The organism is Actinomadura rupiterrae (genome assembly GCF_024172125.1).
In the GTDB taxonomy this organism is placed as follows: Bacteria; Actinomycetota; Actinomycetes; order Streptosporangiales; family Streptosporangiaceae; genus Spirillospora; species Spirillospora rupiterrae.
The window spans coordinates 80,559-93,924 of the sequence record NZ_JAMZEA010000012.1; the positions used below are offsets into that span (position 1 = coordinate 80,559).

General features: G+C 72.8%; 10 protein-coding genes. 4 read left to right on the forward strand and 6 right to left on the reverse strand.

What is annotated here, in order from left to right:
* Positions 1-130: 130 nt before the first annotated feature.
* Complete coding sequence (locus tag FHU30_RS35740; RefSeq protein ID WP_253881970.1) at positions 131-1,639, reverse strand: carboxyl transferase domain-containing protein; 1,509 nt, start codon at positions 1,637-1,639, stop codon at positions 131-133.
* A gap of 384 nt (positions 1,640-2,023) precedes the next feature.
* Positions 2,024-3,382, reverse strand: a complete 1,359-nt coding sequence (locus tag FHU30_RS35745) for a sensor histidine kinase (RefSeq protein ID WP_253881971.1) — start codon at positions 3,380-3,382, stop codon at positions 2,024-2,026.
* Positions 3,383-3,991: 609 nt separating this feature from the next.
* On the opposite strand from FHU30_RS35745, the gene FHU30_RS35750 reads away from it, so the two are divergent.
* A complete protein-coding gene (locus FHU30_RS35750) occupies positions 3,992-5,503 on the forward strand; it encodes a serine/threonine-protein kinase (protein WP_253881972.1) in 1,512 nt (503 codons plus the stop codon).
* Between the two features lie 8 nt (positions 5,504-5,511).
* Here the strand turns inward: FHU30_RS35750 and FHU30_RS35755 are convergent, their stop codons facing one another.
* The gene (locus FHU30_RS35755; RefSeq protein WP_253881973.1) at positions 5,512-6,627 is read right to left on the reverse strand and encodes a PP2C family protein-serine/threonine phosphatase; all 1,116 of its coding nucleotides are present in this window, start codon (positions 6,625-6,627) and stop codon (positions 5,512-5,514) included.
* 436 nt (positions 6,628-7,063) lie between these two features.
* Here FHU30_RS35755 and FHU30_RS35760 point away from each other — a divergent pair, with 436 nt between their 5' ends.
* Together FHU30_RS35760 and FHU30_RS35765 are read left to right on the forward strand one after the other, a co-directional pair.
* Entirely contained in the window at positions 7,064-7,393 is a 330-nt protein-coding gene (locus FHU30_RS35760; protein ID WP_253881974.1) for a hypothetical protein, read from the forward strand.
* Positions 7,390-7,737, forward strand: a complete 348-nt coding sequence (locus tag FHU30_RS35765; RefSeq protein ID WP_253881975.1) for a cyclic-phosphate processing receiver domain-containing protein — start codon at positions 7,390-7,392, stop codon at positions 7,735-7,737. Before FHU30_RS35760 ends, FHU30_RS35765 begins: the two co-directional genes overlap by 4 nt.
* Positions 7,738-8,693: 956 nt before the next feature.
* Here the strand turns inward: FHU30_RS35765 and FHU30_RS35770 are convergent.
* From FHU30_RS35770 to FHU30_RS35780, 3 genes are all read right to left on the reverse strand, one after another.
* Positions 8,694-9,170, reverse strand: a complete 477-nt coding sequence (locus tag FHU30_RS35770; RefSeq protein ID WP_253881976.1) for a ribose-5-phosphate isomerase — start codon at positions 9,168-9,170, stop codon at positions 8,694-8,696.
* 108 nt (positions 9,171-9,278) lie between these two features.
* Positions 9,279-10,550 (reverse strand): hypothetical protein, encoded by a 1,272-nt coding sequence (locus FHU30_RS35775; protein WP_253881977.1) that lies wholly within the window; start codon positions 10,548-10,550, stop codon positions 9,279-9,281.
* A 43-nt stretch (positions 10,551-10,593) separates the two neighbouring features.
* Complete coding sequence (locus FHU30_RS35780) at positions 10,594-11,529, reverse strand: ATP-binding protein (RefSeq protein WP_253881978.1); 936 nt, start codon at positions 11,527-11,529, stop codon at positions 10,594-10,596.
* 551 nt (positions 11,530-12,080) lie between these two features.
* Here FHU30_RS35780 and nicT point away from each other — a divergent pair.
* Positions 12,081-13,208, forward strand: coding sequence for a Nickel transporter NicT (gene nicT / locus FHU30_RS35785; RefSeq protein ID WP_253881979.1), 1,128 nt, complete (start codon positions 12,081-12,083; stop codon positions 13,206-13,208).
* Positions 13,209-13,366 lie beyond the last annotated feature (158 nt).

Consider the following 13,366-nt stretch of genomic DNA (forward strand, 5'->3'; position numbering starts at 1 on the left):
ACCCAGCCGCGGGAGCGGGCGGGCGGGGCGGGCCAGCGCGCTTAGCGGCGGGTGCGGGCGGGTGCGGGCGGGCGAGGTGGAGCGGCGGGCCTAACGGCGGCCTGCGGGCGGGCGGGTTGGGCCGGTGGGTTTAGCGGCGGGCGTAGCGGTGGCTGCGGGATTGCGGGCTGGAGCGGAGGGCGGGGAGTTCGCGGGCCAGGACGGCGGCGACGCGCTCGCAGAACGCCTCGGGCTCGTCGGCGGCGTCGGGACGTTCGGGGACGATCTCGTCGACGATGCCGTCCGCGCGGAGGTCTTCGGCGCGGACGCGCTGGGCGGCGGCGAGTTCGGGCGCGCGGTCCGGCGTCCGGTGCACGATCGCGGACGCGCCCTCGGGCGGCAGCGGCGCGAGCCACGCGTGCCGTGCAGCGAGGACGCGGTCGGCGGGCAGCAGCGCGAGCGCCGCGCCGCCGCTCCCCTCGCCGAGCAGCAGGCAGAGCGTGGGCGTCCGGAGGGTGATCAGATCGGCGAGGCAGCGCGCGATCTCACCGGCCAGGCCGCGTTCCTCCGCCTCGGGGGACAGCTCCGCGCCGGGCGTGTCCACAACGGTCACCAGGGGCAATCCGAATTCGGCGGCGAGGCGCATCCCGCGCCGGGCGACGCGCAGCCCGGCGGGTCCGATGGGCCGTCCGACGCGCTGCGCGGCCCGGTCCTGGCCGATCACCACGCAGGACGCGTCGCCGAAGCGGGCCAGGGCGAGCAGCAGCCCCGGGTCGGCGTCGCCGTCGCCCGTCCCGGACAGTGGCGTGATTCCGGACGCCCCGAAACGCAGCAGCTCCCGAATTCCGGGCCGATCAGCGCGCCGCGACCGCTCAACCGATTCCCATGCCGAAACGCCGCCTCCCACCGCATCGTCGTCGTTGTCCTGGCTTGCTCGCGGCGTTGGCGGCTGCTGCGGGGCGGGGTGCGGTGGTCGGACGGCGCACAGGGTTTCCAGGGCTTGGGCGGCGGTGGCGGGGAGGTCGTCCACTCCTACGACGGCGTCCAGGAGACCCTTGGCGGCCAGATTCTCGGCCGTCTGCACCCCGGGCGGGAAGGGTTTCCCATTGAGCGTCTCGTACACGCGCGGGCCCAGGAAGCCGATGAGTGCGCCCGGTTCCGCCGCCGTCACGTGGCCCAGCGAACCCCAGGACGCCAGCACTCCGCCCGTTGTGGGATGCCGCAGGTAGACGAGGTAGGGCAAGCCAGCCGCGCGGTGCGTCATGACGGCGGCGGTGATCCGGGCCATCTGGACGAACGCGATGGTTCCTTCCTGCATGCGCGTCCCACCGGAGGACGGCGCGGCCAGCAACGGCAGCCCTTCGGACGTCGCGCGCTCGACGGCCGAGACGATCCGGTCGGCGGTCGCGATGCCGATCGATCCGGCTAGGAAGGCGAACTCGGAGACGACGACGGCTACGCGTCGTCCTCGGAGCAGACCGGCTCCCGTAACGACGGCCTCGTCGCGTCCGCTGCGCTCGTGCGCCCGCGCGAGGTCCGCCGCGTACTGCGGAGTCAGCGCCGCATACGTGGGCGGGACGTCCCAGGGCTCGAAGCTGCCCGGATCCAGGACCCGGTCCAGCAGCCCGGCGGCGTCCGGGCGCTCCAGCGGCGCGTTCATGGCTCGCAGGCTAACCCGCCCGGCATCCCCGCACCGGACCGGGTCACGGCGCCATGGCCAAGGTCACGGGACTTGGGCAACGTCGCAAGGCTTGGGCCGGGCCGCGGGCCTTGGGCCGGGCCGCGGGGCTTGGGCCGGGCCGCGGGGCCTGGACCGGGCGGCGGGGCCTGGACCGGGCGGCGGGGCCTGGACCGGGCGGCGGGGCCTGGACCGGGCGGCGGGGCCTGGACCGGGCGGCGGGGCCTGGACCGGGCGGCGGGGCCTGGACCGGGCGGCGGGGCCTGGACCGGGCGGCGGGGCCTGGACCGGGCGGCGGGGCCTGGACCGGGCGGCGGGCCTTGAGCAGGTCGCGAGGCTAGGACCGGGTCGCAGGGCTCGGGCCGGTCATGGGGCTTTGGGGAGGGTCAGGACGAGGCGGGCGCCGATCTTGGTGTCGGCGATGACCAGCGTGCCGCCGTGCGCCTGGGCGATGTCGCGGGAGATCGGGAGACCCAGGCCGGAGCCGCCGGTGTCGCGCTTGCGGCCCTCGGCGAGCCGCTGGAAGCGCTGGAAGACGCGGTCGCGGTCGGCGCGCGGGATGCCCTCCCCGTCGTCCTCGACCGTGAGGACGGCCTCGGAGCCGCTGGTCACGACCGTGATGAGCACCCGGCTGCGGGCGTGCCGCGCGGCGTTGTCGAGCAGGTTGGTGATCAGGCGCAGCAGCGCGCCGCGCGCGCCGAGCACGACCACGCCCTGCTCGACCGAGATGTCCACCGGGACGCGGCGGACGCGGCCGCCCTCCTGCTGGGCGAGGTCGCCGAGGTCCACCGGCTCGCGGCCGAGCGGCACGCCCGCGTCCAGCTTGGCGAGCAGCAGCAGGTCGGTGACGATCCGCTGGAGCCGGTCGGCGTCGTTGAGCGCGCAGCGGGCGACCTCGGGCCAGTCCTCGTCCTCGGGGTGCTCCAGGGCCACCTCCAGCTGGGCGCGGAGGCCGGTCAGCGGGCTGCGCAGCTCGTGCGAGACGTCCCCGACGAACTGGCGCTGCCGCATCACGGTCCGCTCCAGCCGGTGCAGGGTGACGTTCACCGACGAGGCGAGCTGCGCGATCTCGTCGTGGGACGCGGGGACCGTCACGCGCCGCATCCGTCCGGGCCCCGACCCGGTGACCTCGGCGAGTTCGGCGCTCATCCTCCGGACTGGCCGCAGCGCGCGGCGCACGGCGAGCGACACCGACACGGCCACCAGGAGCAGCCCGAGCGGGACGGCGAGCACCAGGAGGACGGTGAAGTACGCGCGCGAGTGCAGGTACCCCGGCATCGGCGCGCCCGCATAGACGACCCGCCAGCCGTCTCGTGCGTGCACGCGCATGGCCACCACGTAGACCTCTTCGTGCGCGACGGTGACCTTCCGGGTGAGGGTCGGATGGCCCGCGTCCGGATGCAGGGTGACGATGGCCGGGCGGCCGGCGATCTCGGGGCTGGCGGCGAGGACCCGGCCCTTGTCGTCCTGGACCTGGAGCAGCGGGAACCCGGTGTCGGAGGGGCGCAGCACCGCCGGCCCGTGCGGGTCGGTGCTGCCGACCGTCTGGGCGAGCGCCGTCACGGCCTGCTCGCCCCGGTCGCGCAGCGAACCGTAGACGGCGTGCCGCAGGACGGCGTAGAAGCCGACGGCCCCGGCGGCCAGCAGCACGCCGACCACCACGGTCGCGGCGACCGTCACCCGGGTGCGCAGGGTCCAGCGCCCCGGCGGCCAGCGCCCCGGCATCGTCCGGTTCCTCCCCCGTCGCAGCGCCACGCGGCACGACACCGCCTGAAGGATCACGCTCGGGGTTGCGGCGGCCGGACGCCACCACCCCGCGCGAGGGCTGGCCGTACCGGGATGATCCGCTTAAGAAATCTTGTGCAGCGGCTGGCACTGCGGGCCGGGAATGTGCCGGTGGTCGGGACGGGCCGTGCCGTCACCGTCCCGACCACCGTGCGCCCCGCCGTAGGAGCGCCCCGAACGGCGGGGAGACCCTTGACGGGCCTGACTTCGCGTTCCCATCCTGGCGAGTATTTCCCATAAAGTCAACTGGTTTTATAGGGAAATGCCGGGACCGATGTCCGCGCGGCCGGGGCCTCCCACCCCTGGGGACCCGTCCGCGCGGACATCGTCTTCGGTGCCGCCGACCGCCGCGCCCGTACCGCGCCGAGGAGGTTCCGCCGGGAGCGGGGCGGTCGTCGAACTGATCCCTACTCTGCCCGCCGTTCGTGCACTGGCCGCTACATCCAGATGACGATCACGTTTCGCGGTTCCGTGCGGATGGGGCACCATGTTGGGCCGGACGTCCGGTGCGGACCGGACCGCGAGCGACGAGGGAGCCCAGGGGACGGCATGGACGCGCAAAGGCCCGACCCCGCCCCCGACCTGCCCGAACCCCCGCCGGCTCCCGGCGCGTCCCCGCCCGGCGCGCCTGCGGCGGAGTCGGCCGCACCACTCGGGAAGCCGCCGACCGAGCCGGGCGCGCCGCTCGAATTCCCGCCCGCAGAGCCGGGCGCGCCGGTCAGGGCGAAGCCGGGCGGACCGCGCGAAGTTCCCTCGGCCGAGGCGGGCGCGCCGCGTGGGTTGCCGCCGGCGGAGGCGGGTGCACCGCTCGGGTTGCCGCCAGCTGAGGTGGGTGCGCCGGTCGGGCTGCCTGCGGGGCCCGCGGCGGAGGCTGCCGCGCCGCTCGGGCCGTCCGACCCGCGGGCCGTCGGCGCCTACCCGCTGCTCGGACGCCTCGGCGCGGGCGGGATGGGCACCGTCTACCTGGGCCAGGACCCGAACACCGGCGCGCGCGTCGCGGTCAAGACCATCCACCCGCACCTGGCGGACGACCCGAGGTTCCTGCGCCGCTTCCGGGACGAGGCGGTGGTCGCCGGGCGGGTCGCGTCGTTCTGCACGGCCCGCGTCCTCGCGCACGGCGAGGAGGGCGGCCGCCCCTACATCGTCAGCGAGTACGTCGCCGGGATCTCGCTCCAGCAGCGGATCTCGTCCGGCGGCCCGCTGCCCGCCGCCGACCTGCACGGCGTCGCGGTCGGCGTCGCGACGGCGCTCGCCGCGATCCACGCGGCCGGGCTCGTCCACCGCGACCTGAAACCGGCGAACGTCCTGCTCACGCTGTCCGGATGCCGGGTGATCGACTTCGGCATCGCGCGCGTGCAGGGCGCGCCGGGCTCGGCCGGCACCGCCGGGACCGTCATCGGCACCCCCGGGTGGATGCCGCCGGAGGTCATCGCGGGCGACCCGGTCTCCCCCGCCGCCGACGTCTTCTCCTGGGGCTGCCTCGTCGCGTACGCGGGAACCGGACGCCTTCCCTTCGGCGAGGGCGCGGCACCCGAGGTCGCCCTACGCGCGGCGAACGAGGAGCCCGATCTGGCCGGTCTGCCTATGCAGCTGGTCCCCGCCGTCCGCTCGACCTTGGCGAAGAACCCGGAAGACAGGCCATCGGCGTCCGAACTGCTGATGTCCCTTGTCGAGCAGACCGCGGCCGCTCAGCCGCCGCCCTCGCTCCCGCACGCGCACGAGGACGACCCGGACGCGCACACGCAATCCTTCAGCGCCATCCCGGACAACACGCACACGCAGATCTTCGCCCCGGCACCGGCCAAGAAACCCTCGCACCTCCGGACGCGCGTCCTGGCCGGAGTGGGCGCGGCCGCCGCGACCGTCCTCGTAGGAGCCGTCGCCATCGGACTGTCGGACAAGAGCGATGCCGCACCCTCGCACAAACCTCCTTCGCCTACGGCGACGGCCTCAACACCGGCTCCCACACCGTCCACGCCCACTGCTAAGCCGAAACCCAAGCCGAAGCCGCGTCCGAAGCACAAACCCAAGCGCAAACGCGGAAAGCACCACGGCCACTAGGACGAACGTCAGGTGCGCCAGATGAGGATGAGCGCGCAGTCGTCGTCCCGTTCGGCGGACATCAGCTCGACCAGCTCGCGCGCGCCCTTGCGGAACCCGTTGGGGACGAGCCGCTCCGCCTCGCCCAGAAGGCGGTCGATCCCGGCGTCCAGGTCGCTTCCGGGCGACTCGACCAGGCCGTCTGTGTAGAGGAGCAGCGCGTCGCCGGCGCGGAGCCGTCCGCGCTCGGGCGTCGCGGCGAGATCGGGGATCACGCCGAGGACGACCCCCTTGGCCGGACTCACCTGCCACGTTCCACTGCCCGCGTCGAACTGCACGACCGGCGGATGGCCGGCCGACTCGACCGTGTACTCCCCGGTCTCCAGCTCGATCACCACATGGACGGCCGTGACGAACCCCTCGTCCCACTGCTGCCGGTGGAGATAGGTGTTGCACGCGGGGAGGAACTGTTCCGTAGGAACCGACCCCAGCAACCCGCCGAAAGCCCCGGACAGCATCAGCGCTCGTGTGCCCGCGTCCGTCCCCTTGCCGGAGACGTCCACAAGGGCGACTTCGAGCACCCCGTCATGCAGCGCCGACACGACGAAGTCGCCGCCGAAGGACGAGCCGCCCGCCTGGAGCATGACGACCTGCGTGTCCCAGCCGTCCGGGAGCTTGGGCATCTCGCCCTGGCTCCGCAGGCGGTCGCGCAACTCCAGAAGCATGGAATCGCCGCGCAACCCCATGACGCCGAGCTGCTGCCGCGTCCGCGCCAACGTCACCGCGAGCACCGCCGTGACCGCGAGCGTGGCGATAATGCCGGGTCCGGTATTGCTGGGGGCCTTCCAAGCGTCATAGCCGACCATCACGGCCACCACGCCGAGCAGCACGGCCAAACTGCGCACGCGCAGGAGCAGCCCGCCACCGAGCAGCGTCAGGACCAGAGCCCCGGACGGCGACCACCGCTGCGACTCCACCGCCCCGAAGCCGAGGACGATCGCCAGCAGCGCCAGGCCCGCGCCCAGGTAGCGGTCGCGCGAGAGCGTCCCCCGCCGCAGCCACCTGTAAAGCGCCACGAGCGGCGGGATCCTCCGCAGGAAGGCCCGCACTCGCGGCGGCAGCAGGTGCACCAGACGTTGAAGCATGACCTGGGCACTGTACCGAGCATCCGTACCGAGGTCCGGACATCCGCGCCCGTCGTCACGTATCGCAACCACACCGCGACACAACGACCGTGCGAGTTATCCACAGGCGCGGCCGCCGCTTGCCACGCACCCCACCGGCGGGTGTCCAATGGACGAACGGCCGACCAACGGAGCACCTCGATGACCCAGCCCAGCATGCGCATCACCGTCGACGCCGCCATGCGCGCCCGAGACGTCTCCCGCCCCACCCCCGAAGGCGCCCCCACGCCCCCTCCGCCCCCACCCGACCCACCCCGCCGAACCCGAGCCGCCAAAAACGAACGCCGCCGCCAAGACAAACGAGGCCCCCGCCCCACACCCCCCACCGACTCCGCCCTCTAACAACCCGTAACCTGCGGCGCACAAACTCCCCGCAGCCCGCACGGGCCCCACGCCCATGACCTTCAAGCCCACGACAACGCTCTGCCGCCCCACCAGCCCAAAGGAGTTGGAGTTCGTCCGCGCGTCAGGTCGGCGCGCCTGGGGGCCGCCCCGCCTGCCGGAGCAGCCGATCTTCTACCCCGTGCTCAACGAGGAGTACGCAATCAAGATCGCGAGGAACTGGAACGCCGCACACGACGGCGCCGACTACGCCTCCCTGGCGCGCAACCCCGTACAGCAGCCCGGCGGCCGAACAATCCAAGAACCGTGGGCCCCCGCCGAAGACCCGGCCGAGCTCAACACCCGAATCACCGACCCGATCGACCTCGTCCAAGAGTTCTCATGACCAGCGCCGATCCCCCGCAGAACCCGAGCCCCCCGATCATCCTCGGCATCGACGACCTGCGACCTCTCCCCCATGCCACGCAACTCGCGCGGACGAGCGCGGAGGGCATCCGCCTACTCACAGAACACCGAGCCGTCTTCATCGACGAACTCTGGCTAGACCACGACCTGGGCGGCGACGACACCATCATGCCCGTCGTCACCCTCCTGGAGGAGGCCGCCTTCAACGGCCACCCCTTCCATATAGGCACGATCTTCGTCCACAGCGCCAACCCCACCGGCGCCGAAACCATCCTCCGCGTCCTAACCCGCTGGCACTACAACACCCACCGAGCCACCCCCTAACCCACGCCCCCAAACACCCGCCAACCGCCGCACCGCCAACCAGGCAGAAAACGCCAATCGCCCCCGGCCACACACCAGCTCGGGCACGCACACCAGCCCGTCCACACACCAACTCGGCCGCGCGCGGCACTGGGCGTCGGACAGCAGGCGGACGATGCGCAGGACGGAGCGGCTCAGGCGCCCGCAGCCGACTGGCACTCAGGGGGTTGAGCGGGCGCGGCGGGTTCACCACGCTGCTACTTGGGCACGCGCAGCGCCTTCAAGCACGCGCGCGAGGAGCCGGGCGCGCGCAGCGGCTCGTCCAGGCGGCCCCCACCCACGCACGCCAGCTCGGGCACACACACCGGCTCGGGCACGCGCACTGGGTCGGGCTGCGGAGCAGATCGGGCAGGCGCGGCGCCGGGCGTCCGGCGGCAGGCGGGCGGTGCGCGGGAAAGAGCGGCTTGGGCGCGCGGGGCGCTGGGTTGGCTACACGGTTGCTGGCTACAGTCGGCGTGTTGCCTGTTGGGCACGGGCGGAGAGTTGAGCGCGCGCGGCCGACTGGCACTCAGGGGGTTGAGCGGGCGCGGCGGGTTCACCACGCTGCTACTTGGGCACGCGCAGCGCCTTCAAGCACGCGCGCGAGGAGCCGGGCACGCGCAGCGGCTCGTCCAGGCGGCCCCCACCCACGCACGCCAGCTCGGGCACGCGCACTGCACCGGGCCACGCACCAGCCCGGGGCCGCGCACCGACTCGGGCCGCGCAGGCACAGGGCGCCGCATAGCGGGCGGGCGGTGCGGAGGGTGGAGCGACTCGGGCGCAGGGGGCGGCTCGGCCGGGCACGCGCTGTGTTCCGGTATGCGCTGCGGCTCGGCTAGCGCAGTGGCTTCAGGCGTGCGCGTGAGGGGGTGGCGCGCGCATGAAGGGTGGCGCGGGGGTGAGAGGTGGGCACGGGCTGGGGCCCGTGCCCGGAGGGGTTAGGACTCTCGGGGGAGGGGTGGGAGTTCGGAGGTGTGCTCGTAGTCGCTGAGCATGCGGATGCGGCGGGTGTGGCGGGGCTCCTTGGAGTACTCGGTGCCGAGGAAGATCCCGACGAAGCGGGTGGCGTCCTCGATGGAGTACTGGCGCGCTCCGAGGCTGATGATGTTGGCGTCGTTGTGCTCGCGGGCGAGGCGGGCGGTGTCGTCGCTCCACACCAGGGCCGCGCGGGCGCCCTTGACCTTGTTGGCCGCGATGGCCTCACCGTTGCCGGAGCCGCCGATCACGATGCCCCGGGACGCGGGGTCGGCGATGGTCCGCTCGGCGGCACGCAGGACGAACGGTGGGTAGTCGTCCACCGCGTCGTACACGAAGGCACCGCAGTCGACCGGCTCGTGGCCGTTGTCCTTCAGCCAGGCGACCAGGTGCTCTTTCAGTTCGTACCCGGCATGGTCGCTTCCAAGAAACACGCGCATGCGCCGATTCTCGCAGGTGGCCGGTGATCTTGGGACGGCCGCCCCGCCCCGCGAGCCCGGACACGCGGCCAAGGGCACGCGATGTCGTGCCCGGCGCCCTGGGCCGTCTCAGAGCGGCGGGGGCAGAGGTTCCTCGGACGAGCGGGGTGCCGCCTCCGGTTGCGCGTTCTTCGTGGATGCGGCCCCCGGGACGTCCGACGGCTGCTCGACGATGGTCGCGGGCGCCGCCGGGGCCGGAGGAGCAGTGCTGGGAGTCGCGGGCTCGCCTGCCTCGGCGTCCGGCTTGAGAGGCGAGTGCTCGGCGATGGTCGTGGGGGGCTGCAACGTGCTGGGAGTCGCGGGCGCGTCCGCTTCGGCGTCTGCCGCGACCGGCGGCTGCTCCACGACGGTCGCCGGCGCCGCCGGGGTGGTGCTGGGAGTCGCGGGCTCGTCCGTTTCGGCGTCCGGCTTGAGCGGGGAATGCTCGGCGATGGTCGCGGGCGCCGAGTCGGCGGTTGGTGCGGGCAACTCGTTCGCTTCGGGGGCCGCCTTGGGCGGGGCGTGCTCGGCGATGGTTGCGGGGGGCTGGTCGGGGGTGGGGGCGGGCGGGTGAGGGGCTGGGGTGGACGTCGCGGTCTCGGCGGAAGATTGCCCGGGCGGCGTGGCGGGTGGCTGGGTGGCTGGTGGGGTGGGGTGGGGGGCTGCGGGGGGTGTCGTGTTTGGGGCCCATTGGGGGTAGGTGGGTGGGGCGTATTGGGCCAGGGGAGTCGGGGGTGGGGTGGTGCTGGGGGCTGGGGCCGCTGGGGGTGCGGTCGGGTATTGGGGGGCTTGGTATGCGGCGGGTGTTTGGGTGGGGGCTGGGCGGGGTTTGTTGGCGCGCATGACGACCAAGGCCAGGAGGGCGCCCAGGCCGCCTAGCCAGCCGAACCAGAGGCCGAACTCGGCGCCGGTCGCGGCCGACTGCCAGACCATGAGGCTGTACTCGCCGCCGGGGTAGTGGAAGGCCTGGGCGAGGAGGAAGCCGCGCATGAAGGCGGTGACGCCGGCGGCGATGATCGTGGCCCACCAGCCGAGGGTGAGCGCGGAGAACAGGCCGCGCTCGGCGTCCAGCGCGCGGGCGCCGGCGAAGACCAGGCCCGCGAAGACGAGCAGGTAGAAGAAGGTCGAGATGTCCTCGGCGAAGACCATCTGGCCGGCGCCGCCGCTCATCCGGCCGCCGAGGCCGGTGAGGCGCCAGCCGGGCGCCTGCGAGATGCGCAGCAGCGGGCCGGCGCCGCGGCTGAAGTTCATGTCCTGTTTCAGCATCTCGTCGTTGACCCATTGGTTGGCCACGACCAGGACGTACAGGACGGTCGGCACCAGCGCGCCGACCGTCACGACGAGCATTCGCCGGACGGTCATGCGCGGCACTGTAGCGGCGATCACATGACCGCGGCAGGCCCTTTCAGACCGGGAAGCGGAAGTCCGGATCGACCTGCTTCTCCAGGTCCTCGCCGGTCGCCGCGTTGGCCCAGCTCCGGGCGTTCTTGACGTGGAACTCGACGGCCTGGCGCTGGTACTTCGCCCAGTCCTTGCGGCGGGCGTCGACGGCGGCGAGCATCCAGTCGAGCGCGGCCTCGTTCGCCGACTCCAGGTCGACGCCGCGGCGGCCCTGCTCCAGGGCGCGGACGGCGGCGGACTGGCCGACCCAGGTGAGCAGGTCGTCCCCGACCTGCTCGCGCAGGTAGGAGATGTCCTGGTCGCCCTGGATCTTGTTGCCGACGACGGTGATGGCGACGTCGTAGTCGGACGCGTAGTCCTTGTACTGGCGGTAGACGCCGACGCCCTTCCGGGTGGGCTCGGCCACCAGGAACATCAGGTCGAAGCGGGTGAACAGCCCGGATGCGAAGGTGTCGGCGCCGGCGGTCATGTCCACCACGACGTACTCGCCCGGGCCGTCCACCAGGTGGTTGAGGTAGAGCTCGACCGCGCCGGTCTTGGAGTGGTAGCAGGCGACGCCGAGGTCGGCGTCGTTGAACTTGCCGGTGACCAGCAGGGTCGCGCCGTTCACCTCCTGGCCGAGCGCGTGCACCGGGTCGTCCCCGCCGAGGGTCAGCAGCCGCGAGCCGGAGCCGGGCGGGGTGGTCTTGACCATGGCGGACGGCGAGGAGATCCGCCAGTTCCGGCCGCGCAGGTGGGTCTTGATCTCGGCGAGCCGGTCACCCATCGCCGGGATCTTGGCGGCCCGCTCCTCGTCCAGGCCGAGCGCGACCCCGAGGTGCTGGTTGATGTCGGCGTCCACCGCGACCACGGGCAGGCCCTTGCTCGCGAGGTGCCGGATGAACAGCGAGGACAGCGTCGTCTTGCCGCTGCCGCCCTTGCCGACGAACGCTACCTTCACGTATGCCCCCAAACGGATATGAAAACCATTGCCACTGCCAGGAAGGCCGAGTCTTCCCGAGTGGCGACCGCGAGGCAAGGCGAATCCCCGAGCCGACCTCGGACGACTCCCCAGCCGAGTCCTGAGCGACTCCCCGGGCAGGCCTTGGAGCTCCCGGGCGGGCCCTGAGGGACTCCCCTGGCGGATCTTGGGACTCCCCGGCGGGCCTTGCGCGACTTCGCGGGCGGGTCTCGGGTACTCCGGGCGGGCCTTGGGCTACTTCGCGGGCGGGTCTCGGGTGACTCCCGAGCAGATCTCGGGAGTCTCCCCAGACCTTCGGGCGATGTCTTGGGACGGTCTCGGGCGACTTCCACGGGCCGCCTCGCGCGGTGCGCGGCGGGCGCGGCGGGGGTTCCGGGACGGTCTCGGGCGGCTGCCGTGCCCGTCTCGGACGGCTGTGCGGGGCGCCTGCGGGGAGGGAGGGGTGAAGATCACGTGGGGTCTAGTTGCAAATGATTTGCAAGTGCGTGAATCTGGTGGGAGCAGTTCACGCGCGAGAAGGGACCGGCCGGATGGGCGAGAGCGGTGTCGGAGTGAGGCGTTCGCTCGCCGCGGGCGAGTGGGGGCGGCTCGGCGGCATGGCGGCGTTCATCCTCGCGCTGCACGTGGTCGGCTGGGGCATCCTTCTCTTCCTGGTGCTGCCCGGCCACTACCGGCTCGGGGACGGCAAGCTGTTCGGCATCGGCGTCGGCCTGACCGCCTACACGCTCGGCATGCGGCACGCCTTCGACGCCGACCACCTGGCCGCCATCGACAACACCACCCGGAAGATGATGAACGAGGGCAAGCGGCCCATGTCCATCGGCTTCTGGTTCTCGCTCGGACACTCGTCGGTGGTGTTCGTCGCCTCGATGCTGCTCACCTTCGGCGTCAAGGCCCTGGCGAACGGGATCTCGGACGACGAGTCCGGCCTGCACAAGATCACCGGGACGATCGGCCCGACCGTGTCCGGCACGTTCCTGGCCGCGATCGCGACGATCAACCTGGTCATCCTGGTCGGGATCGTCAAGGTCTTCCGGCGGATGAAGGCCGGCGAGTACGACGAGGCCGCGCTGGAGGACCAGCTCAACAACCGCGGCTTCATGAACCGGATCCTCGGCCGGTTCACCAAGCTGATCACCCGGCCGTGGCAGATGTACCCGCTGGGCTTCCTGTTCGGCCTGGGCTTCGACACCGCCTCGGAGATCGCGCTGCTCGCCCTGGCCGGCAGCGCGGCGGCGGGCGCGGGCCTGCCCTGGTACGCGGCGCTCTGCCTGCCGATCATCTTCGCCGCGGGCATGTCGCTCTGGGACACCATCGACGGCACGTTCATGAACTTCGCCTACGGCTGGGCGTTCTCCAACCCCGTCCGCAAGGTCTTCTACAACATCACCCTGACCGGCGTCTCGGTCGTGTTCGCGTTCGTGATCGGTGGCACCGAGCTGCTCCAAGTCCTGCAGGACCGCGCCGGGCTGACCGGCGGGTTCTGGGACTGGATCGCCGCCCTCGACCTGAACATCGCCGGGTTCGTCGTCACCGGGCTGCTGCTCGTCCTGTGGTCGGGCGCGCTGCTCTACTGGAAGTTCGGCCGGGTCGAGGAGCGCTGGTCCGCGGGGCTCGCCGACGGAAGGCCGGACGAGCCCGCGCGCACCAGCGCCTGACCGGGCCTCCATGACTCCGGGCCGGGGCCAGGGGGTGACCCCGGCCCGGACCGAATCCACCGCTCCGGACCGTCCGCTGCGGAACGTCTGCAACGGAACGACATCGTCCGCAACGGGACTTCTTCGTCCACAACGGAACGTTTCTCGTCGGCGTCGGG

Coding starts and splice junctions, on each gene's coding strand:
- FHU30_RS35740 (WP_253881970.1), bottom strand. CDS start 1,639: ATGAACGCGCCGCTGGAGCGCCCGGACGCCGCCGGGCTGCTGGACCGG.
- FHU30_RS35745 (WP_253881971.1), bottom strand. CDS start 3,382: ATGCCGGGGCGCTGGCCGCCGGGGCGCTGGACCCTGCGCACCCGGGTG.
- FHU30_RS35750 (WP_253881972.1), top strand. CDS start 3,992: ATGGACGCGCAAAGGCCCGACCCCGCCCCCGACCTGCCCGAACCCCCG.
- FHU30_RS35755 (WP_253881973.1), bottom strand. CDS start 6,627: ATGCTTCAACGTCTGGTGCACCTGCTGCCGCCGCGAGTGCGGGCCTTC.
- FHU30_RS35760 (WP_253881974.1), top strand. CDS start 7,064: ATGACCTTCAAGCCCACGACAACGCTCTGCCGCCCCACCAGCCCAAAG.
- FHU30_RS35765 (WP_253881975.1), top strand. CDS start 7,390: ATGACCAGCGCCGATCCCCCGCAGAACCCGAGCCCCCCGATCATCCTC.
- FHU30_RS35770 (WP_253881976.1), bottom strand. CDS start 9,170: ATGCGCGTGTTTCTTGGAAGCGACCATGCCGGGTACGAACTGAAAGAG.
- FHU30_RS35775 (WP_253881977.1), bottom strand. CDS start 10,550: ATGACCGTCCGGCGAATGCTCGTCGTGACGGTCGGCGCGCTGGTGCCG.
- nicT (WP_253881979.1), top strand. CDS start 12,081: ATGGGCGAGAGCGGTGTCGGAGTGAGGCGTTCGCTCGCCGCGGGCGAG.